We start from the raw sequence: 22,248 nt of genomic DNA, 5'->3' as shown, positions 1-22,248 counted from the left end.
CGACGGAGAGCGGTCGCCTCCGCCGGTCGCGGTCACCGCAGCGGGGTGATCCGCAGGGTCAGGGCCAGCGGCCCGGCAGTCGTGGCGGGCAGGAGCAGCACGTCGCCGCCCGGCTCGTCGGTGGCGCCGAGGAAGGAGTACGCCTCGCCCGGGTCGTAGAAGGCCCGGCCGCCCAGGTCGCCCTCCACCTCGATCTCGAGCTGCTCCTCGGCGCCGCGCAGCACGCAGCGGGCGCTGCTCGCTCCGTCGGCCGCCGGCACATCGTCAGCCGGCTCCAGCACGTGCCGTCCCTGCCCGTCCCGGCGGAGGTCCGCTCCGGGGACCAGGCCGTCCAGCGCCACCAGCAGGCAGATCGGGGTGGTGGGGCCGACGAAGTCCCAGCGCAGCGACAGCTCGTCGGCCCGCAGCGTCGCCTGCATCGTGGTGCGCAGCGTGAGGGTCTCCACCGGCCGGCGCGAGAAGCTCATCGCGGCGGCGAAGCGCCCGTTGAACTCGAGGTCGTATCCGCCGTCGGCCCGCTGCTCCGCAGGGGGAAGGGGCTGGAAGTACTCGCCGCCCACCTCCTCCTCGAGCGTGTAGCGTAGCGCGCCGTCGGGCGCCTCGACGGGGATCGGCGCGCCGGGGCGCAGCGGGCCCAGCGAGAAGAAGTCGCGGGAGAGCCGCAGCTCGCGCACCCCTGCGGAGCGCCCGAGGAACCGGGCGAGCACCGGCTGGGAGCTCGTCCCGGAGGTGACCCGGCCCAGGCGCGCGGTGTCCGTGCCGCCGAAGAGCACCGTCGAACTGGTCCCGTGGTCGGCGCGCACCAGTCCGGAGACGGAAAGCTCCACGACCTCGGGCTGCTCGGGCGTGGGATCCGCGGCGGGCGCGGGCAGGGCGCCGAGCACGCGGAGGTCCTCCGTGCCGAGCGCGAGCAGGGTGAGCAGCGAGTCGGCGTCGGCCCGGTCGGCGGTGCGCCGGGCGGCGCGGGCCGTGAGCGGATCCTGGGTGCGGGCGGCGTGCGCGCGGAACCACGGATGCAGCGCCCCGCCGTCGAAGCGCTCGAACTGGTCCTGACGGCGCGAGGCGAGGGTCTCCACCATCCCGGTGGCATCGGTGAGATCGGCCTGCCGACGGGTCGCGACATCCGCCGCGTCCAGCAGCGCCGGCCGCTCCAGGATGCGCCCCATGGCGAGCAGCGCCGGCACCGAGACGTGCGCGGCGTAGTTGGCGCTGCGCTCGGAGAACATCCCGTCGGCCTGCAGATCCACCCCTTCGGCGAGCCATTGCTCGGCGCGGTCGCGCGCGGCCGGGTCGCCCAGCGCCTCCCACAGCCGGCACAGCGCCGAGGCGATCTCCCAGCGGTGGTTCGGGGTGTGCAGCCCGCCGTGCACGAGCGCCGGGGTCGCCGCCTCCAGCAGCGGATCGAGCCGCTCCAGGAGCGCGTCGGCCCCGATCGAGGCGTCTGCGTCTGCGGCCGCGAGCGCGGTGCGCGCCCAGGCGAGGTCGTTGATCGTGAAGGCGGTGTCCGGCGGGGAGTCCACGTTGTCCCCGCCGCAAAAGGCGCCCGAGGGGAGCTGCAGCGCGGCCAGCCCGTCCAGGGCGTCGGCTGTGGCTGTGACCAGCTGCTCCGTCGGCACGTCGTGCGCCGGGTGACCCGGCAGCAGGAACAGCACCGCATCCCGCACCACCCGCCCCAGCGCCCGGTGGGTGGGCTCGGCGAGCACCTGCTCCGCCCGCCCCGGCAGCTCGAGCGCCGCCTGGGCGACGGTGCGGAGCTGCGCCTCGGACAGCGCGGTGGGGGAGCCGCCGACGGGGCCGTCGGGCAGGGGAGCAGGCACGGGAGAGGTCCTCTCGGGGCGGTGCGGGCAGGCGCGGGACGGGCGGTCCGTCAGTCCTTCAGACCGGAGTTGATGTCGGAGTTCATGATCTGACGGCGGAACACCAGGAACAGCAGCACCATCGGCAGCAGCGAGATCACCGAGGCGCCCAGCAGCACCGACCAGTCGATGTTCTCGGCGCCCACGATCGAGCGCAGCGCCAGCTGGAGCGTGTACTTCTTGGGGTCGTTCAGCACCAGCAGCGGCCAGATGTAGTCGTTCCAGCGCCACTGGAACGAGAAGATCGCGAGCACCGCGATGATCGGTCGCGCGATGGGGAGCATGAGACGGAAGAAGATGCGGAACTCCCCGGCGCCATCGATCCTGGCCGCCTCGAGCAGCTCGTCCGGCACGGTGGTGAAGAACTGCCGGAACATGAAGATGCCGGTCGCGGTGATGATCGACGGGATGATGATGCCCGCCAGGGAGTTGTACAGGCCCAGCCCCAGGATCACCGAGAAGGTCGAGGGCATGATGACCTCGGTGGGCAGCATGGTCGTGGCCAGCAGGCACAGGAAGAAGGCCTGCACCCAGCGGCTGCGGTACTTCGCCAGGGCGAAGCCGGTGCAGGCGCTGACGAACACGGTGAACACCGTGGAGACCACGGCGACCACCGCGGTGTTGACGAAGTACTGCTGGAAGTCGTACCGCTCCCACGCGGTGCGGAACCCGGCGAGGGTCCAGTCCTGGGGCAGCGGGCGCAGCGGCCAGGTGAACAGCTCGCTGCCCGGCTTGAAGGAGCTCAGCAGGAACCACAGCACGGGCAGCAGGAACGCCGCGGCGAGGATCCAGACGATGGTGGTGGGCGCGATCCAGCGCAGGGATCTGGTCACGAGAGGTCACTCCTGTCGAAGCGCGTCTGGATGAGCGCGATGAGCAGCAGGATCACCATGAGGACCATGGATGCGGCGCTCGCGAAGCCGATCTTGGACTGCTCGAAGCCGGTCTTGTAGATGTACTGGACGACGAGGACGTTCGAGGTGCCCGGGCCGCCGCCGTTGAGCGCCTGGATCATCGCGAACTCCTTCATCGCGCCGATCGTGCCCAGCAGGATCACCAGGAACGAGGTGGGGCGCAGCAGCGGCCAGGTGATCCGCACGAAGCGGGTGATCGAGCCGGCGCCGTCGAGGGATGCCGCCTCGAGGTACGAGGTGGGGATGTTCCGCAGCGCGGCCATGAACAGCAGCATCGAGAATGCGGTGCCGCCCCAGGAGCCGGCGAGGATCACCACGGACAGGGCGAGGTTCGGGTTCGAGGCCCACTGCGCGGGGGAGGCCCCCACGAGCGTGAGCAGGTAGTTGATCAGGCCGAAGTTCTCGCCGAACATCCACCTCCAGATCACGCCGGTGACGATGGGGGAGATCAGCCAGGGGAAGAAGAAGATCACCTGGGCGAGGGCGGCGCCCTTGGTCTCCCGGCTCACCAGCAGCGCGCTGATCAGCAGGGTCAGCAGGTAGCCGAAGGGCACCGAGACGACCGTGTACAGCGCGGTGCGCCACAGGCTCGAGTAGAAGTCCGAGTCGGCGAACAGCGTCAGGTAGTTCTCCAGGCCCACGAACTCCGGGGTGCCGTAGCCGCGGTAGTCGGTGAACGAGTACGCGAGTCCCAGGCCGGCGGGGCCCAGGAAGAACAGCACGAAGAGCACGAACGCTGGCAGGAGGAAGACGGCGGCGACGAGGCCGCGGCGCCGCCGCTCCCGCAGGGCGCTCGTGCGCGGACGCCCTGCGGGAGCGGCGGGGGCTGGGGGAGCGGGGGCGGTGGCGACCATCTCAGGCGAGGCTCTCGTTGAGCTGCTCCACGGCGCTGGTGAGCGCCTCGTCCACGGTGGTCTCGCCGTTGATCACCTTGACGATGCCGTCGCGCAGCGGATCGCCGTCCACGGGGGCGGCCTCTCCGGAGGCCTGCAGCTTCAGCTCGTTGGCCTTCTGCGTCTTGACGAAGGCCGGGGTGGCGGCGATCGCCTCGTTGTACAGGGCGAAGTCCTCCGCGCGGGTGTCGTAGGTGACCTCGATGTCCTGCACGGCGGGGAGGAACCCGGAGATGCGGGAGATCTCGGCGTAGTTCTTCGCGCTGTAGAGCCAGCGCACGAAGTCGAGCGCCTTGTCCTCCTGGCCGGTGCCCTCGAACACGACCACCACGCCGGCGGTGCCGAAGTTCGTGGCCTGCTCGGGCTGGGCCGGCATGGGCACGCTGACCCACTCGAAGTCGGTGATGTTGGCGGCGAAGTCCGCGATCTGCCAGGAGCCCGAGTAGTAGGCGGCGACCTGGCCGGTCTTGAACATCGCGTTCGGATCGTCCTCCGAGAGCCACACGCTGCGCGGCATGAACTTGTCGTCGTTCAGGCCCACGAAGTACTCGAGCGCCGGGGCGGTCTCATCGTTCGCGGAGTAGGAGGTCATGTCGTCCGAGAGCGCGATGCCCTCGGAGCCGAACTGGTACAGGAACGAGTTCAGGCGGTGCGAGCTGCGGTCCATGGCCATCGAGAACTTCACGCCGGTGGCCTCACGCACCTCCGTGGCGGCCTCCACGAACTCGTCCCATGTCCAGACCTTGTCCTCGAAGGAGGTGGGGTAGGAGACCCCGGCCTTGTCCCACAGGTCCTTGTTGAGGAACATGCCGACGGCCGTGAGGTCGCTGGGGAGCGAGGGGATCTTGCCGTCTGCGTCCGCCGCGTACATCCCGTCGACGGGCTTGACCTCCTTGACGATGTCGGCGAGGTCGACGGTGCGGTCCAGCCAAGCCGGGTCCAGGGAGGGCATCCGGGCGATCGCCGGGAGATCGTTCGCCTTCGCGGCGTTGGAGACCTTGGTGGCCAGGTCATCGTAGGGAACATCGACGATCTCGATGTCCACCCCGGTCTCCTCCTTGTACTTCTTGACCATGGCGGCGTAGCCGCCGCCCTGGTTGGCGTCGCCCGAGCCGACGAACTGCAGCGGGCCGTCGGCGGAGCCACCGGAGGAGTTCGAGCCGCAGGCCGCCAGGGCGGTGGTGGCGGTGGCCGCGGCGGCGCCGGCGGCGAGCAGGGTACGACGATCGATCGTGGACATGGAATCTCCTCGGAGGACAGCGCTTCGTTGACGCGACCAGAGCTGCACCACAACGTTGTACAGACTGTGGAGCATGACGTGTGCTCCATATGGTCCGGACAAACCCCCTACTTTGTCAAGCGCTTTCCGATGAGGTGCTCCGCGGCGCGAGGGGAAGGGCGGTCGGGCGCGGTGGGCGGGCCGCTGCAGAGAGCCGCCCGACGCGACGAGCGGGCCGACGGCGCCGCAGCGCCGCCGGCCCGCTCGGCCCCTCAGGTGCTCGGCCGCCCTTGCCCGCTCAGCGGACCCGGTGCCGCGCGGTGAGCACGTAGGTCGCGAGGGTCCATCCCGGCAGCTCCGCCGTCAGCTCACGATCCCCTGCGCGCACCGTGATCGATCGCGCCTCGGCGTTGTTGTGCAGCACCACGACGACCGATCCGTCCGCCCGGAGACAGGCGACCGTGGGGAGGTCCGTCGAGGAGCTCGAGGCGACCGTCGGCGTCCCGGCGGGGACGAAGCGGCTGATGTGCGCCATCACGTACAGCTCCGCGTTCGGGGTCAGCTCCCCGGTGGCGCGATCGATCTGGAACAGCCCTGTCCCGTTGGTGAAGGAGTCCGGCCCCGGCCCGCCGTCCTGGTCGAGCAGCAGGTTGAACAGGATCACCCCGCGGTGATGGTGCCGCAGCGCCGGCAGGAACAGCGTGTTGGACATCCACCAGATCCCGTCGGCGAAGTCGCCCTCGTAGCTCTTGGCCGGGTCCTGCGTGCCGCTCTGCTCGGTGAACCAGATCTCCGCTCCCGGATGCGCCTCGTGGAGCGGATCGACCGCGGCGGCCTCGCCGGCGTAGGCGTGGAAGGCGGCGCCCACGCCCTCGACGCCGTGCGAGGCCAGGGCGTCCAGCACGTCCATCGGGTAGTCCACGCGGTCCCAGTTGTGGTCGTAGCAGAGCGCCGTCGAGGAGAGCCCGCGAGCGCCCAGCTCCTCGAGCAGATGCAGGATCACCTCCGCCTGGACCTCCGGCGTCATCCCCATGCACGGGTAGGCGGCGGTCTCGTGGAGCGGCTCGTTCTGCACCGTGACGGCATGCACGGAGAGGCCCGGAACGGCCGCCTCGTAGTCCCGGGCGGCTCGGGCGAGATAGGTCGCCCAGGTCCTGCGGGTGGCCTCGTCGTCCAGGAGGTGCCCGCCGATCAGGGAGCCGCTCGTCTTCATCCAGGCCGGCGCCGACCAGGGGGACAGGACGACGGTCAGGTCGCGCGCGATCTCGACGATCTCGCGCAGCACCGGGAGGATCGTCTGCTCGTCGCGGGCGATGCTGAACCCCGCCAGAGGGTCGCCGTCGGGCCCCTGCTCGTCGGCGAAGGTGTAGTACACCGGGTCGACATCCTCTGGGGCGAAGTCGCTGGTCCCGACCGGGATCCGCAGCGCCGTCAGGCGCAGCGGACCGGTGGGGGAGAACATCTCCCGCAGCAGGGTGCGGCGCCGCTGGGCCGGCATCTCCAGGAGCAGCCAGGCGGCAGAGTGGGTGAGCGCGGGGCCGAAGCCCGCGAGCGGGTGGCCCGGCGCGGAGGTGTCCACCTCGACGACGGCGTCACCCGGGCCGTCGGCCGCCGGCACCGCCTCCCAGACGAGCTCGCGCTCGCCCTGGGTGGCGACCACGCCGCCGGAGCGGTCCACGCGGTGATGCTGGGCGAGCATGTGCATCCAGTCCCGGCCCGCGCCGGAAGACGGGGCGGCGGGGCCGACGGCGGCGCGGGGCGTGTCGTCGGCGACCGCCGGTGCGGTGAGGAGTCCGGCCCCGGCGGCGGTGCCGAGGGCCGCGCCGGCGGTCGCGAGGAGCGTGCGGCGGGTGGGATCGAGGGTCATCGGAGGTCCTTTCCAGGATGAGGTGGCGCTGACGGTAGCCCCGCGTGCAATCGCCTGACCAGACCCTTCGTCGACCCGCGGGCCCGCTGGAGCGGCTTCCGCGCTGTCGGTCCCCGCGCGCGAGGGGCGCCCACCCCGTGACCGGATCGTGACTCTCGTGCCTCTGCGGCCCGGGTGGCGAGGGGTAGGATCCTCGCCATCAACGCCTAACGACCGTTAGGCGTTTGGCCTGTCCGGCCCGACCTCAAGGGAGAGCGTCATGACCACGAGTCACATCCCCAGCTTCCGTCCGTCCCGTCGCAGCGCCCTCGGCCTCGGCGCCACCGCGCTCGCCGTCACCGGTCTGGCCGCCTGCGGCGGCGGCACCGGCGGCGGCGCCTCCGGCGGGTTCGAGGATCAGGAGCTCCAGCTGCCGACCTACGTCGAGCCGCCCGTCCCCGACGGTGGGATCGCCTCCGAGGTCGAGGGCATGCCGATGATCTTCACGTCCCCGGTCGCCGAGTACTTCACCTCCGTCGAGGAGCCGCCGGGCAGCGGCGAGGCGGTGACCACCTTCCAGGTCCTCTGGGGCGCTCCGCCGCGACCGCGCGAGCAGAACGACTACTGGCAGCAGCTCGAGGAGCGGCTCAACGTCACCTTCACCCCCACGCTCACCGCGTCCGACGGCTACAACGACAAGTTCTCCACCACCATCGCCTCCGGGAAGGTGCCGGACCTGTCCTTCGTGCAGGACACCGACGCGATCGGCCAGCGGGCCCTCGCCGACGGCGCCTTCGCGGACCTCACCGAGACCCTCTCCGGGGACAAGGTGCTCCAGTGGCCGAACCTCGCCAACGTCTCCAGCAACGCCTGGAAGGTCTCCTCGAAGAACGGGCACATCTACGGGGTGCCCAACGAGAACCCCTACCTCACGAACTTCCCGCTGGTCCGCGGCGACCTGATGCGCCTGGCAGGGCACGACTCCATGGGCTCCACGGCCGAGGAGTGGCTGCAGGTGATGAGCGACATCGCCGGGCTCCGCCAGGCGCACGGCAAGCAGATCTGGGGCATGGCGACCATCGCGGGCAAGGAGCAGGCGATGTTCGAGTGGATGTTCCGCGCCGGCACCACCTGGCAGCTCGACGACGCCGGCAAGGTGGTCAACGTGCTGATGACCGACGCCTTCGAGCAGGTCATGGAGTTCGAGAAGAAGGTCTGGGACGCCGGGGTGATCCACCCCGACGGCATCGGCGGGGAGCTCGGCGACCTGTTCATCGCCGGGCAGCTCGCCCTGACGGTCGACTCCTTCAACGGCTTCTTCGGCAACCCGATGATCGGCCAGGTGATCGAGTCGACGCCCGAGGCCGAGCCCGAGTTCTTCGTGCCGCCGGCCGTCGACGGCGGCGACCTCGTCATCCAGCGCGACGACGGCTACTGGGGCATCGTCGCGATCTCCGCGGAGGCCGCCCAGGACGAGGCGCGGCTGCACGAGCTGCTCGGCGTCATCAACTACTGGCGCGCCCCCTTCGGATCCCAGGAGGCGCTGTTCATCGGCTCAGGCTCCGAGGGCGTGAACTACGAGTTCGGTCCGGACCACGAGGTCGTCGGGCTCGGCGACGAGCAGGCCGACGCGGACCGCGCCGCGCTGCAGTGGCTCGGCGCCTTCAACTCGCCGATCTACTCGATCCGCTCCACCCTCGAGGACTACGTCGAGAACTTCCGGACCACGATGGAGTCCCTGATCGCCGCCACGGTGCCGAACCCGATCGCCGGCATCGTCGCGCCCAGTGCCGCGACGCTCAACGCGAAGCTGGACTCGCTGAACGAGGACTACCGCAACGGCTTCATCACCGGCCGTCGCCCGCTCAGCGAGATGGCGGCCTACCGGGAGGCATGGCTCAAGGGCGGTGGCCAGACGCTCTGCGACGAGTACACCGAAGCCCTCGACTCGGCGTCCTGAGCGGTGCTCTCAGACGTCGGCGCCGCCGCGCGCCCTCAGATCGGCCAGGAGGGCGCGCACGGCGCGTCGGGTCACCGCGGCCATGTCCACCGCGTCGGGCTCGAGGAGGAACTGGTACTGGACGCCGTCCATGACCGCGACGATCGCGGCGGCCGTCTCCAGGACCTCCTGCTCGGGGATGCTCGGGTCGGCGACCGCGGTGAGCAGCGCGTCGCGCACCGGGGCGCGCAGGCCGCGGAAGCGGTCGCGGAAGTACGTCCGGGCGGGGTGGCCCTCGGTGATCGACTCGCCGAGGAGCACGGCGTACAGCTGGGTGAGTCCCCGGTCGCGGGCGTTGAGCTCGGCGGTCTCCACCAGATGCTCCAGCCGGGCCTCGCCGCCGGCGTCGAAGGACGTCTCGCCATCCCCGCGCGAGAGCTGGTCGCGGACAGCCAGCAGCTCCGTGAGCAGGGACTCCTTGTTCCGGAAGTGGTGCAGGAGGCTCGGTGCGGAGATGCCGACGTCCTCCGCGATCGCGGCGAGCGTCGCCCCGGCGTAGCCGCGGCTCCCGATGGTCCGGGCCGCCGACTCGAGGATCTCCTGGCGCCGGAGAGCCGACCGCCGGGCGCGCGGGCCCAGCGACGCGTCACCGGGGTCCTGAGCGCTGGAAGCCATGCCCGAGACCTTAGTACCTCTGCAGCGATGACCAGGAACGGAAGTCCACGATGACGATCGACGAGGCGGCGACGGCCGCGGCCGCACCAACCCCGGGACCGGTCCCGGCCGACCCCTCGCAGCGGTTCCACCGCCGCGAGGGTGATCGGCTGGTGGCGCCCGAGGGCGCCCTCGCCTTCCGGCGAGGGATGGGGCTCGGGGGCTGGCTGCTGCCCGAGGGCTACATGTGGGACCTCCCCACCCCCGTCGACTCCCCGCGCCGCATCGAGCAGCTCGTCCTGGACATGGTCGGCGAGGCCTCCGCGGCGGAGTTCTGGACCGAGTACCGCCGACGCTTCATCACCGCCGGGGACATCGCCGCGATCGCGGCGGCCGGATTCGACCACGTGCGCCTCCCGCTGAACTCCCGGGTGATCTTCGACGGCCGGGACCTGCTCGCGGACGGCATCGCCCACGTCGACGACACCATCGCCTGGTGCCGGGAGGCCGGGATCAGCTGCGTCCTGGACCTCCACGGCGCTCCCGGCGGCCAGACCGGGGAGAACATCGACGACTCCCCGCGCCGCCTGCCCGAGCTGTTCACCGACCCGGACGCCTACGCCCAGGGCCTGCGGCTGTGGCGCCTGCTCGCCGAGCGCTACGCCGACGAGCCCGTGGTCTCGGCGTACGACCTGCTCAACGAGCCGCTGCCGGAGAAGCGGTCCGAGCTCGTGCCCCGACTGGCGGACTTCTACCGGGACGCGATCGCGGAGATCCGGGCCGTCGACCCCCACCACCTACTCTCCGTCGAGGGCTGGAACTGGGCCACCCGCTTCGAGGGGATCGACCGGGTGTGGGACGAGAACTCCTGCCTGCACTTCCACAAGTACTGGTCCGAGACCACCACCGAGAGCCTGCGGGGAGTGCTGGAGCTGCGCGAGCGACTCGGCCTGCCCCTGTGGATGGGGGAGAGCGGCGAGAACGAGGACGGCTGGTACGCGGCCGCCTTCGGCCTCTTCGAGCAGCACGAGATCCCCTGGACCTTCTGGACCTGGAAGAAGATCGATCGGCCCACTTCGCCGATCGTGATCACCCCGCCGCGCCGCTGGGGAGAGGTGATCGACCACGCCGCCGGGCGCGGCCCGGTCCCGCCCCGGGCCCAGGAGATCCTCGCGGAGCTCCTGGACGCCCTGCCCCTGGCCGCCTGCACGATCCGCGGCGGCGCGCTGGACGCCCTGCCCGGCATCTCCTCGCGCGGCCCATCGACCGTCGGTTCGCAGGACCCCGCCGATCGTCAGAACCCCACCGACCCGCAGCACCCCACCGATCAGGAAGGAGCCGAGCGATGAGCATCGGAGCACGGGAGCCGGTGGCCCCCGAGATCGCGACGGTCGCCGCCGCCACCGGCGCGACCACGGCCGACGACGCCGCGGAGCGAACCCCGGCCCGGCCCGCCGTGCCCCTGCGCCGGACCCGCTGGCAGCGGATGAAGCGCGAGTGGCAGATGTACGTGTTCATCGTGCCCGGCGTGCTGTTCTTCCTGCTCTTCGCCTACGTGCCGCTGGCCGGCAATGTCGTGGCCTTCCAGGACTTCTCCGCCTTCCGCGGCATCCTCGGCTCCCAGTGGGTGGGCCTGGCGAACTTCGCGAACCTGTTCACCGACGACGAGGTGCTGCGGGCGCTCGGCAACACGCTGATCATCTCGCTGCTGCAGATCGCGTTCGCGTTCCCCGCCCCGATCATCCTGGCGCTGTTCCTGAACTCGCTGCTCGGGGAGCGGATCAAGCGGGTCATCCAGACCGTCGTCTACCTTCCGCACTTCATCTCCTGGGTCATCGTCATCGCGATCTGGCAGAAGATCCTCGGCGGCGCCGGGCCGGTGGCCCAGCTGTTCGAGGCCGTCGGCATCCACGGCGTGAACATCATGACCAATCCGGATACCTTCAAGATCCTCCTGGTCAGCCAGGTGATCTGGAAGGACGTCGGCTGGGGGACCATCATCTTCTTCGCCGCCATCTCTTCGATCCCCACGGAGCTGTACGAATCCGCCGCGACCGACGGCGCCGGCTCCTGGCGCCGCATGTGGCACATCACCCTGCCGGGCCTGGTGCCGGTCATCTCCCTGCTGCTGATCCTCACCGTCGGGAACGTGCTGACCGTCGGCTTCGAACAGCTCCTGCTGCAGCAGCCGGCCGTCGGGGCGAACGCCGCCCAGGTGCTCGACACCTTCGTCTACTTCCGCGGCATCGCCGGCGGCGACTGGGGGCTCTCGGCCGCGGCCGGGCTGCTTAAGGGCGTCATCGCGACCGTCCTGGTCATCGCCGCGAACCGCATCGCCAAGCGTCTCGGAACCGGAGGCATCTTCTGATGACCGTCATCGATCAGATCGCCCAACCCAGCTCGTCCGCCCCCACGCCCCGCCGCCGGCGCAGGAGCCCCGGGCGCCCGCCCTGGATGGACACCCCCTCGCCCACGGTCCGCGCCCTGAAGGTGGCCGCGATCGCGATGATCGGCGGGGTGATGCTGTACCCCTTCCTCTACGTCATCCTGTTCTCCTTCGCGGACGCGGGATCGGTGACCTCGGGGCAGCTGGTCCCGACGTCCTTCTCCACCGTCGCCTACGAGTCGATCTTCGCCGGGGGAGTGGTCACCCGCTCGCTCCTGGTCACCGCCGGGGTCACCCTGGTGGGCACGGCGCTGTCGCTGCTGTTCACCTCGATGCTCGCCTACGGCCTGACCCGCACCCGGGAGGTCCCCTTCTCGAAGGCGGCGATGGTGATGGTGCTGTGCACGATGTTCTTCGGCGCGGGCATCATCCCCAACTACCTGCTGATCAAGAACCTGGGCCTGCTGGACAGCTATTGGGCGCTCATCCTCCCGGGGCTGATCAGCGCGTTCAACATGATCGTGATGCGGAACTTCTTCATGGAGCTCCCGCAGGAGCTGCTGGAGTCGGCACGGATCGACGGGGCCAGCGAGTTCCGGATCTTCTCCTCGATCGTGCTGCCGCTGTCCAAGGCGGTGCTGGCGGTGATCGCGCTGTTCTACGCCGTCGGCTACTGGAACTCCTTCTTCAACGCCTTGCTGTACATCAACGACACCACCAAGTGGCCGATCCAGCTGGTCCTGAACCAGTACGTCGTCCAGGGGAACGCCCTCTCGGACCTGCAGGCCCCGGACCGTCCGGCACCTCCGGCCCAGACGGTGCAGATGGCGATCGTCGTGGTGGCCACCGTGCCGATCCTCATCGTCTACCCCTTCGCGCAGCGCTTCTTCACCAAGGGCGTGCTGACGGGGGCGATCAAGGGCTGACCTGCGGCCCGCCCTCCGCCTCCCTGCTCTCCGATCTGCCCGCGCGGCCCGCTCGATGCGGCGCCGCCGACGAAAGCGCCCGCACCATGACCGACATCCTGCTCTCGCAGCACACCGCCGCCCGACCGTCCGCCGCCTCGACCGTCGCCGTCGATCCGGATCCGCAGGTCGCCCCCGCTCTGGCGGACAGGGCCCGCGCCCTCGCCGCCCAGGGCGCGATCCTCCTGCACAACGACGGGGCCCTCCCGCTCCCCGATGGATCGCAGGTCGCCCTCTTCGGCCGCACCCAGAAGGACTGGATCGCGGTGGGATACGGCTCCGGCGGCGACGTCAACGCCCCCTACGTGACCACCCTGCTGGACTCCCTGCGCGAGGGGGGAGCGGTCCAGGTCGACGAGGAGCTCGCCGCCCGCTACGAGGCGCACAGCCTGCAGCACCCCGCCGATCCCGGGCAGGAGTGGGGGCAGTGGCCCCGCTCCTTCCCCGAGCCGGAGATCGCGGATGCGGAGATCGCGGCGGCGGCGCGGCGCTCCGGGACCGCCGTCGTGGTGATCGGCCGCGCGGCCGGCGAGGACCGCGACAACGTGCTCGAGCCCGGTGCGTACTACCTCAGCGCGCAGGAGGAGTCGCTGCTGGCCCGGGTGAGCACCGCGTTCGACCGCACCGTGGCCCTCGTGGACACCGGCAACGTCATCGACCTCGCCTGGGTCGCCGACCATGCGCTGGATGCCGTGGTGCTCGCCTGGTCCGGGGGGATGGAGGGCGGCCGCGCGGTCGCCGACGTGCTCACCGGGGCCGTGGAGCCGGGCGGACGCCTCACCGACACCATCGCCCGTCGGTACGAGGACTACCCCTCGGCCGGCCACTTCGGCGATCCCGAGGTCACCGAGTACGTCGAGGACGTCTTCGTGGGCTACCGGTACTTCGAGACCTTCGCCCCGGAGAAGGTGCTGTTCCCCTTCGGGCACGGCCTGGGGTACACCACCTTCGACCTCGATGCCGGAGCGGTGGAGCAGATCGGGGGCACGGTCGCCCTCTCGGTCGACGTCACCAACACCGGTGCGCGCAGCGGTAGCGAGGTGGTCCAGGTCTATGCGCAGGGGCCCGACGGCACGCTGCCCCGGCCCGCCCGGGCCCTGGTGGCCTTCGCGCGGACTCCCGCTCTCGAGCCCGGCGCGAGCTGCCGGCTCGATCTCTCCTTCCCCCTCGCGGACCTCGCCTCCTATGACGACTCCGGGGCCAGCGGGCATCGCAGCGCCTGGGTGCTCGAACCCGGCGACCACCGTCTCCACCTCGGGACCGACGTGCGGCGCGCGGCTCCGGTCGGTGCCGTGCACGTCCCCCGGCTGCAGGTGGTCCGCCAGCTCGAGGAAGTCGCCGCGGTGCGGCCCGAGCACGCCTTCGACCGCATGACGCTGCGCCGTGACGACGACGGCCGCGCCCGGGTGGCCTGGGAGCAGGTGCCCACCTCCCAGCAGGATCTGCGCCGACGGATCCTGGACCGCCTGCCCGCGGCGCTGGAGAGGATCGCGGACCCGTCGGCGAGCTTCACCGCGGTGCTCGAGGGGAGCGCGACGCTCGAGGAGTTCGTGGCCCGGCTGAGCGACGAGGAGCTCGAGAGCCTCGCCTACGGCGACCTCGTCATGGACAGCCCGCTGGGCGCTCCCGGCAACGCCGGCGTGCTGGGCGGCGTCACCGAGGCGCTGCGGGCCCGGGGCGTCCCGCCCGTGACCACCACCGACGGACCCTCCGGTCTGCGGCTGGCCGCCTCCGCCGCGCTGCTGCCGTGCGGGACGGCGCTCGCCTCCAGCTGGGACCCGGCCGCTGTGCGCGAGCTCGCCGAGCTCCACGGACGGGAGATGGTGGAGAAGGGCTCGGACATGATCCTCGCCCCCGGGATGAACATCCATCGGGACCCGCTGTGCGGGCGCAACTTCGAGTACTTCGCCGAGGACCCCCTGCTGACCGGTGCCATGGCAACCGCGATCGTCACCGGGGTGCAGTCCCAGGGCGTCTCCGCCTGCCCCAAGCACTTCGCGGCCAACAACCAGGAGACCCGCCGCACCGTCAACGACTCACGGGTCTCCGAGCGGGCGCTGCGGGAGATCTACCTGCGCGGCTTCGAGATCATGGTGCGTGAGGCCCGCCCGCAGAACCTCATGACCTCCTACAACCGCATCAACGGGGTGTGGGGCCACTACCACTACGACCTCGTCACCACGGTGCTGCGCGGGGAGTGGGAGTACGACGGGAACGTGGTCACCGACTGGTGGATGCACTCCGCGCCCGATCCTCTGTTCCCGGCGCTGCGCGACAGCGCCTACCGGGTGCGCGCCCAGGTGGACGTGCTCATGCCCGGTGCGGAGGTCCATTTCGGCACCACGCGGGACGACGCGATCAGGGACTCCCTCGCGCGACCGGACGGGCTCACCGTCGGGGAGCTGCAGCGCACCGCGGGCAACGTGCTTCGCTACCTCGCCCGGAGCCGGGGCGTGGAGCCCCGATGAGAGCAGGGCCCGGTCCCCGGACCGGGCCCGTCTCACCCCTGCCCGAGGGTGATCTGCCCTCCGGGCGCCGTCGGCAGCACGGCCCAGCCGCCCGGGGCGATGGCGAGCCCGTCGGCCGCCTCCTGGCCGGTGACCAGGTCCGTCCCCTCCGCCTGCACGGTCACCGGCTCCTCCCCGTGGTGCAGCAGGAACACGACGTCCTGCTCCGCGCCGCGGCGCCGCACCGCCTCGAGCCCGCGCTCCGCGGCGCCGGGCAGGGTCGGGGTGATCGCGAGCCGTGCGGCGAGCTCGGCGAGGAACGCGTCCCGTGAGTCCTGGCGCAGACGCGCCGAGAGGTAGAGCGCGTGCCCGTCACCGCGCGCGGCACGGGTGATCGCGGGCAGACCGGTCAGCTCGCCGCGGGCATACCGGGCGAGGACCTCCGCCCCGGCGGCGTCGACCAGCTCGGTCCATTCCTCGACGACCGCACCGGTGTCCAGCGCGACCTGCTCCCCGGCGAGCAGCGGCAGCATCTCCTGGACCCGCACCCCCAGCAGCTCCCGCAGCCGCCCCGGATACCCGCCCGGCACGATCCGCAACGAGGGGTCGGAGATGCCGGACAGGAAGGTCACCAGCAGCTCGCCGCCGTCCTCGACGTACCGCTCCAGCCAGCTCACCTGCTCGTCCGAGAGCGGGTACAGGCACGGCACGACCAGCAGCCGGTACGCGCTCGCGTCGGCCCCCGGGCGCACGAAGTCCGTGGGGATCCCGGCCCGCCAGAAGGAGCGATGGGTCGCCCGCACCTCGGCGGAGTAGGAGATCACGTCGCTGGGCAGATGCGGGGTCTCCAGCGCCCACCAGCCGTCGGCGTGCCAGAGGATCCCCACCTCGGCCGCGACCAGCGGCCCGTCGGCCGGGAGCCGCACGGCCGGGGAGATCCGCTCCAGGATCGACCCCAGCTCGCAGACCGCCTCGAAGCGGCGGGTGTCGCCGCCGGCGTGCGGGACGAGCCCGCTGTGCCACTGCTCCGCGCCGCCCACGGAGGCCCGCCACTGGAAGAACAGCGAGCTCTGGGACCCGCGGGCGATGTACCCCAGGGAGTTCCGGATCATCCGGCCGGTGCTCTTGGCGACGATCCGGTCGCCCAGGGAGATCCCGGAGGCGTTCTGCTCCATGAGCACCCAGGGCCCACCGGACCACGAGCGCGACAGGTCCGAGCCGTAGGCGACGTGCGCCTCCGCGTCGGGGCCCGTGGTGTCGAGGTAGTGATCCAGGGAGACCACGTCGAGCTCGTCGGCCCAGGCCCACTGCTCGAGGTGGTTCCAGGTGGGCAGCATGAAGTTCGTGGTCACGGGGGCGGTCGAGCCCGCCGCGCGGATCTCCTCGCGCTGCTCGACCATCGCCGCGCGCATCTCATCGGAGCTGAAGCGGCGGAAGTCGATCTTCTGGGCGGGGTTGTGCAGGTACTGGGTGGTGCGCGGCGGGGTGATCTCCTCCCAGTCGCCGTATCCCTGGGACCAGAACGCCGTGGTCCACTCGCGGTTCAGCACCTCGAGAGTGCCGTAGCGCTGCTGCAGCCAGATGCGGAAGGCGCGGGCGGCCTCGGGGCCGTGGTCGAGGGTCCCGTACTCGTTGTGCAGGTGCCAGCCGCGCAGCCCGAGATGGGTGCCGAACCGCTCGGCGAGCATCCGGGTGACGCGCCGCGACGCCTCCCGGTAGGCCGGGGAGCTGATCGCGTAGGTGTCGCGGGAGCCGTGCGTGAGACGCGTGCCGTCCTCCCGCACGGGCATCGCGCCCGGATGCGCGAGGGTGAACCACGGCGGCGGCGAGGCGGTGGGTGTGGCCAGGAAGAACCCGATCCCGGCCTCGGTGAGCAGGGCGATGACCTCTTCGAGCCAGCCCGTCTCGTACACGCCCTCGGCGGGCTCGAGGCTCGACCAGGAGAAGATCCCCAGCGACACCGTGTTGACCTTCGCGCGGCGCATGAGCGCGATGTCCTCGCGCCAGGTGCTCGGGTCCCACTGCTCGGGGCTCCAGTCGCCGCCGAACAGGAGGGCCGACGGGGCGAAGCCGCCCGCGCTCATGCGGTGACCTCCGCGCCGCGCACCAGCTGCAGCGCCCGGGTCCCGGCGCGGGCGTACACCCCCAGGGAGTGGACGTCGTAGGTGCGCGAGAGGAAGCGGCCTCCGGCGACCTCCTCGCCGTCGATCAGGTGCACCCACTCGCCCTCGGGGAGGTACATCTCGACCCTCCCGGACTCCTGGAAGACCGGCGCGACCAGCACGTCGGGACCGAGCATGTACTGGGTGTCCAGGGGCCGGCAGGCCGGGTCTGCGGGGAACTGCATCGCCATCGACCGCATCACCGGGGCGCCGGTGACGGTGGTCCCCTCCGCGGTCTCCAGCAGGTAGGGCAGCAGCTTCTGCTTGAGGACCGTGAACTCCCGCATCACGTCCACCGACTCCTGGTCGAACGCCCAGGGCACCCGGTACGAGTTCGATCCGTGCAGGCGCGAGTGCGAGCTGAGCAGGCCGAAGGCCGTCCAGCGCTTGAAGACGGTGGGATCGGGGGTGCCCTCGAAGCCGCCGATGTCGTGGCTCCAGTAGCCGAAGCCCGAGGAGGTCAGCGACAGCCCGCCGCGCAGCGACTGCGCCATCGCGACGTAGGTCGACTCGCAGTCCCCGCCCCAGTGGACCGGGAACTGCTGGCCGCCCGCGGTCGCCGAGCGGGCGAACACGATCGCCTCGCCCGTCCCGCGGCGGCGCTCGAGCAGCTCGAACACGGTGCGGTTGAAGCGGTGCGTGTAATAGTTGTGCTCGCGCAGCGGGTCCGCACCGTCGTGCCAGGCGATGCCCTCGACCGGGATCCGCTCGCCGAAGTCGGTCTTGAAGGCGTCCACGCCGTCCTCGAGCAGAGCGTCGAGCTTGCTCGCGTACCAGGCTGCGGCCTCGGGGTTCGAGAAGTCCACCAGCGCCATCCCAGCCTGCCAGAGGTCGCTCTGCCAGATCGATCCCTCGGTGGTGCGCAGCAGGTAGCCCTTCTCCGCACCCTCGGCGAAGAGGTGCGAGCGCTGAGCGATGTAGGGGTTGATCCACACGCACACCTTCAGGCCGCGGTCGTGGAGCTTGCGGATCAGGCCGCGGGGGTCCGGGAAGGTCGCGGGATCCCAGGTGAAGTCCGACCAGTGGAAACCGCGCATCCAGAAGCAGTCGAAGTGGAAGACGGACAGCGGGATGTCCCGCTCGGCCATGCCGTCCACGAAGCTCAGCACCGTCGCCTCGTCGTAGTCCGTGGTGAACGACGTGGACAGCCACAGCCCGAAGGACCATTCCGGCAGCGCCGGGGGACGGCCGGAGCGGGCGGTGTACCGCTCGATCACCTCGAGCGGGGTGCCGCCGCCGTAGACCTCGTAGCGCAGGCGCTCGCCGGGCACGGAGAACTGGGTGGCGGAGACGTTCTCGGAGCCGACCTCGAAGGAGACCGGGCCCGCGTCGTCCACGAGCACGCCGTAGCCCTTGGAGGAGAGATAGAAGGGGACGTTCTTGTAGGCCTGCTCGGAGCTGGTGCCGCCGTCGGCGTTCCAGATGTCGATGCTCTGGCCGTTCTTCACGAAGGCGCCGAAGCGCTCGCCGAGGCCGTAGATGCTCTCGCCCACGTCGAGGGAGAGCTGCTCGTGGACGTACGGGCCCTCGCCTTCGACCTGGGCGTAGCCGATCGAGCGCTCGGTGGAGCTGGTGAGCACCTCGCCGTCCCACAGGTAGTCCACCTGCCACGGGCCCTGCAGCGCGATGCGCGCGGTGAGCCGGCCGGAGGTGAACTCCACGGACTGCGCCGCCTCGTCCCGGGTGATGGCGGGGGTGACCGGGGCATCGCGGAGCTCGAACCGGGGCAGCGACTCGCGCAGGCCCGCGAAGTGCTCGATCCGCACCGCGATCACGTCCTCGCGCGGCGCGGTGAAGGACACGCTGATCACCGGCTTGTTCAGGGTGTCGCCGCGGCGGAGGATCCGGGTCACGGGGGCGTGGACCACCAGCTCGTCCTCGCGGATCTCGAGGTCGTGGACCTCTGCCGGGCGCTGCAGGGTGACGCCGTCGCGCAGCAGCCAGTAGCCGTTGGTGAACTTCACGGGGGACCTCCAGGGGTCGGTCGAGATCAGGGGCGCGTCAGGCGCAGGCCGGAGAGCGCGAGGGGGCCGGTGACCCGCACCCGGACCCGGCCGGTGGGGCCGACGCCGAGCGCGGGGACGCGGTGGGGCAGGGGGAGAGCGGGAGCGGCCGACGGATCGGCGGCGTCCGGCGCGATCAGCTCCGCGGAGCCGGGCGCGGCGGAGAGCTCGCCGAGCTCGAGCGGGCGGGACTCGAGGGCGGTGATCACCACGCCCTCGTCGAGCACGAAGTCCGCGGTGCCGGGGTCGTCGGTGACGGGACGCAGCTCGGTGCCCTCCAGCAGCGTCGCGGCGCAGCGGGCGAGGCCGTCGGTCTCCTCGGCGCGCGCGGCGGGGATGCGGTCCCCGCTCGCCGGAGGCACCGGGTGCGCCGCGAGATGGGCCCGGGGGATCGTGATCTCCAGCGCCGAGACGACCTCGTCGCTCGAGCGCGCCACCTGCACGCTCACGGGCCCGTCCGGCAGCTCCCAGCCCTCACGGTCCGGGGCGAACAGGGCGAGGCGCCGGTACGGGATCTCGATCCGGGAGGTGCCGGCGGCGCCGGATTCGGCACCGAGCTCCACTGCGTCGAAGCCGATCAGCCGCGTGCGAGGCACCGCGTAGGGCCGACGGGAGTACGAGGACTCCGGCACCTGCGCGTACACCTGCACCACGTCGTGCAGGGGGCCGGCGGTGCGGCGCTCGGCCGGGGCGGCGAGGGTCAGCTCGACCTGCAGCGCATCGGGCCCCGCGGTGACCTGGATGTCGTCCCACTGCGCCTGATCCACCGCCAGGCCGTGGCCGAAGGGGAAGGAGGCGCCCTGTCCGTGGAGGTAGGTCGAGCCGGCGGTGAGCACGTCGTAGTCCAGCACCGAGGGCAGCGGGCTGGCGTCCGGCCAGGTCTGGGCCAGGCGGCCCGAGAAGTCGCGTCGCCCCGTGAGCAGTACGGCGAGGGCCTCGCCCTCGGCCTCCCCGGCATGGGAGGACCACACCACCGCCCCGATCCGCTCCTCGAGCCCGTCGAGGTCGTAGGGGTAGGAGGACAGGATCACGAGCACGGTCGCGACCTCGTCGGGCAGGTCGGCGAGGAGCTGGGCAGCGGCCCGGTCCGGGGCGGCCAAGTGCACATGGGGGCGGTCCTCGGTCTCGCGCCCGTGGACGTGGGGATCGTTGCCGACCACCAGCACCACGGTGTCCGCCCCCTCGACCGCGCGGGCGAAGCCGTCGGCCGCGCACGCGAGCCGGCGCGGGGCGAAGCGCGCTCCGCTCTCCGGCAGCGCGCTGCGCAGCACGAGGGCGCCGGTGTGGTGCTCGAGGCCCACGAAGCGGCCGCTGCCGAGGTGCTGCAGCTGCCAGGTGCCGTCGACCGCGACGGCCCGGCGGAACGTCTCCTGGACCACCCACCCGCCGATCCGGGCACCAGAGGCGACGAGCTGGCCCCTGTCGTCGGCGGTCACCAGCAGTTCGGTGGAGGTCTCCCGCAGCGCGACGGCGTCCTCCCCGAGGTCGAGCATCTCGAACTCCGCCGCGCCCGGCAGGACCGAGCGGGGCACGTCCGCGGCAGGGCGGTGCAGGCGCAGCGAGCCGTCCGCCGCCAGCAGCACCGGCTCGGGGGAGCGGGACGCGGCGGGGAGCCCGGGCAGCGAGCCGCCGGAGACCAGGTCCAGGCTGATGCGGTCCAGCAGTCGATCGGTGCGCACCGGCGCCTGATGGCCGTCCGGGCCGGTCAGCGCCTCGGCGAGGCTCGTGGGGGAGTGGAGGTCGCCGCTGTACCAGTCGCCGAGCACCGTGTGCGCCTGCTCCCCGAGCACCGCGAGCGGACCCGGGCGCAGCGGCAGCGCCGTGGGATCCGTGCGCGCCAGCAGCACCGCGGAACGCACGGCGACCTCCCGGGCGAGAGCGCGCCGCTCGGAGCGCCGGGGGTGGGCGGGGTCGGAGGGCACGGGGCCGACGGCGGCTCCGTCGGACCCGTGCGCAGGGGCCGCCGGGCCTCCGGGCAGGGCGTCGAGCTCGCCGGTGCGAGCCCGGGCCACCAGCTGCCGCACGACGGCGCGGTCCACGTGCGACATCTCGATCAGGCCCTGCTCGAGCGCCTGCGTGATCGCCTCGATGCTCTCGCGGGGGTCCCGGTCGTGATCGGTGAAGGAGTCGGCGCCGGCGCGGAGCATCGCGGCATAGGCGCTCGCCGCATCGGGCACCACCTTCTCGGCGCGGAACAGGTTCGAGGGGGCGCCGGCATCGGTCACCACGAACAGCAGGTCCGGGTCGGGCAGGAGCGAGCGCAGCTGGGAGGCGAGCAGGTCCGTGAGATGGGCCGGCCGGCCGTTGACCAGGTTGTACGAGAGCATCACCGAGGCCGCGAGGCCGCCCGCGATCGGTGCGGTGAAGCCGGGCAGCTCGTACTCGTGCAGCACGCGCGGGGGGAGCTGGGAGTCGGTCACGCAGCGATCGGACTCGTTGGAGTACGCGAGGAAGTGCTTCAGGGTGGGCAGCACCGTCCAGGTGTCCCCGTCCCCGCGCAGCCCGCGGGAGATGCCGCTGCCCAGGACCGCGTTCAGCAGCGGGTCCTCCGTCAGGCCCTCCTCGGTGCGGCCCCACAGCGGATGGCGCAGGGTGTTCACCACCGGCGCCCAGACGCTGAGGCTCACCGACGGGTCCGCCGCATGCAGCTCGCGCACCTCCTGCGCCGTGACGCCCGCGGCGACCGCGAGCAGCTCCGGATCCCAGCTCGCACTCATCCCGACCGCCTGCGGGAACTGGGTGGCCAGACCCTTCCACGCCACACCGTGCAGGCCCTCGGTCCCGGTGACGAAGGGCGCGATGCCCAGGCGCTCCACGCCCGGCGAGTACTGGTGAAGCATCGCGATCCGCTCGGGCACCTCCATCTGCGCGACCAGTGCGCGGGCCTGGTCGAGTCGACGGTGGTCGGCGGCGGAGAGCCTGGCGCGGGGTGCGAGGTCAGAGGAGCTCATGAGTCCTTCGGCA

14 protein-coding genes are annotated in these 22,248 nt (G+C 71.7%); 5 read left to right on the top strand and 9 right to left on the bottom strand.

The genetic code is table 11. The features are described 5' to 3' along the window. Window positions 1-32 precede the first annotated feature (32 nt). The 5 genes from CFK41_RS16360 to CFK41_RS16340 form a co-directional block, all read right to left on the bottom strand. Entirely contained in the window at window positions 33-1,817 is a 1,785-nt protein-coding gene (locus CFK41_RS16360; protein ID WP_096800634.1) for a hypothetical protein, read from the bottom strand. 50 nt (window positions 1,818-1,867) lie between these two features. Beyond that, complete coding sequence (locus CFK41_RS16355) at window positions 1,868-2,689, bottom strand: carbohydrate ABC transporter permease (protein ID WP_227873126.1); 822 nt, start codon at window positions 2,687-2,689, stop codon at window positions 1,868-1,870. After that, complete coding sequence (locus CFK41_RS16350; RefSeq protein ID WP_096800633.1) at window positions 2,686-3,624, bottom strand: carbohydrate ABC transporter permease; 939 nt, start codon at window positions 3,622-3,624, stop codon at window positions 2,686-2,688. Before CFK41_RS16350 ends, CFK41_RS16355 begins: the two co-directional genes overlap by 4 nt. A gap of 1 nt (window position 3,625) precedes the next feature. Continuing rightward, window positions 3,626-4,903 (bottom strand): extracellular solute-binding protein, encoded by a 1,278-nt coding sequence (locus tag CFK41_RS16345; protein ID WP_169928855.1) that lies wholly within the window; start codon window positions 4,901-4,903, stop codon window positions 3,626-3,628. Between the two features lie 277 nt (window positions 4,904-5,180). Next, window positions 5,181-6,749, bottom strand: coding sequence for a glycoside hydrolase family 30 protein (locus CFK41_RS16340; protein ID WP_096800631.1), 1,569 nt, complete (start codon window positions 6,747-6,749; stop codon window positions 5,181-5,183). Window positions 6,750-7,008: 259 nt separating this feature from the next. On the opposite strand from CFK41_RS16340, the gene CFK41_RS16335 reads away from it, so the two are divergent. Then, window positions 7,009-8,688: an extracellular solute-binding protein gene (locus tag CFK41_RS16335; protein WP_096800630.1), complete on the top strand. Its 1,680-nt coding sequence runs from the start codon at window positions 7,009-7,011 to the stop codon at window positions 8,686-8,688. Between the two features lie 9 nt (window positions 8,689-8,697). On the opposite strand, the gene CFK41_RS16330 is transcribed toward CFK41_RS16335, so the two are convergent. After that, window positions 8,698-9,342: a TetR/AcrR family transcriptional regulator gene (locus tag CFK41_RS16330; protein WP_096800629.1), complete on the bottom strand. Its 645-nt coding sequence runs from the start codon at window positions 9,340-9,342 to the stop codon at window positions 8,698-8,700. A 50-nt stretch (window positions 9,343-9,392) separates the two neighbouring features. Here CFK41_RS16330 and CFK41_RS16325 point away from each other — a divergent pair, with 50 nt between their 5' ends. The 4 genes from CFK41_RS16325 (at window position 9,393) to CFK41_RS16310 (ending at window position 15,140) form a co-directional block, all read left to right on the top strand. Beyond that, complete coding sequence (locus CFK41_RS16325) at window positions 9,393-10,670, top strand: glycoside hydrolase family 5 protein (RefSeq protein ID WP_096800628.1); 1,278 nt, start codon at window positions 9,393-9,395, stop codon at window positions 10,668-10,670. Then, on the top strand, window positions 10,667-11,689 hold the full coding sequence (locus tag CFK41_RS16320; protein WP_096800627.1) for an ABC transporter permease: 1,023 nt from the start codon (window positions 10,667-10,669) through the stop codon (window positions 11,687-11,689). Before CFK41_RS16325 ends, CFK41_RS16320 begins: the two co-directional genes overlap by 4 nt. After that, window positions 11,689-12,633 (top strand): carbohydrate ABC transporter permease, encoded by a 945-nt coding sequence (locus CFK41_RS16315; RefSeq protein ID WP_096800626.1) that lies wholly within the window; start codon window positions 11,689-11,691, stop codon window positions 12,631-12,633. Before CFK41_RS16320 ends, CFK41_RS16315 begins: the two co-directional genes overlap by 1 nt. A gap of 86 nt (window positions 12,634-12,719) precedes the next feature. Further along, window positions 12,720-15,140 (top strand): glycoside hydrolase family 3 C-terminal domain-containing protein, encoded by a 2,421-nt coding sequence (locus CFK41_RS16310; RefSeq protein ID WP_096800625.1) that lies wholly within the window; start codon window positions 12,720-12,722, stop codon window positions 15,138-15,140. A gap of 32 nt (window positions 15,141-15,172) precedes the next feature. Here CFK41_RS16310 and CFK41_RS16305 read toward each other — a convergent pair whose 3' ends face one another. The 3 genes from CFK41_RS16305 to CFK41_RS16295 are packed head-to-tail and all read right to left on the bottom strand — an operon-like array spanning window position 15,173 to window position 22,235. Further along, window positions 15,173-17,203 (bottom strand): beta-galactosidase, encoded by a 2,031-nt coding sequence (locus tag CFK41_RS16305; protein WP_096800624.1) that lies wholly within the window; start codon window positions 17,201-17,203, stop codon window positions 15,173-15,175. After that, window positions 17,200-19,245, bottom strand: a complete 2,046-nt coding sequence (gene yicI, locus CFK41_RS16300; protein WP_096800623.1) for an alpha-xylosidase — start codon at window positions 19,243-19,245, stop codon at window positions 17,200-17,202. Before yicI ends, CFK41_RS16305 begins: the two co-directional genes overlap by 4 nt. 26 nt (window positions 19,246-19,271) lie before the next feature. Continuing rightward, entirely contained in the window at window positions 19,272-22,235 is a 2,964-nt protein-coding gene (locus CFK41_RS16295; RefSeq protein ID WP_169928854.1) for a glycoside hydrolase family 3 protein, read from the bottom strand. Between the last annotated feature and the right edge of the window lie 13 nt (window positions 22,236-22,248).

The organism is Brachybacterium ginsengisoli (genome assembly GCF_002407065.1).
Lineage (GTDB): Bacteria > Actinomycetota > Actinomycetes > Actinomycetales > Dermabacteraceae > Brachybacterium > Brachybacterium ginsengisoli.
This window is presented reverse-complemented; position numbering and strand designations above follow the sequence as displayed.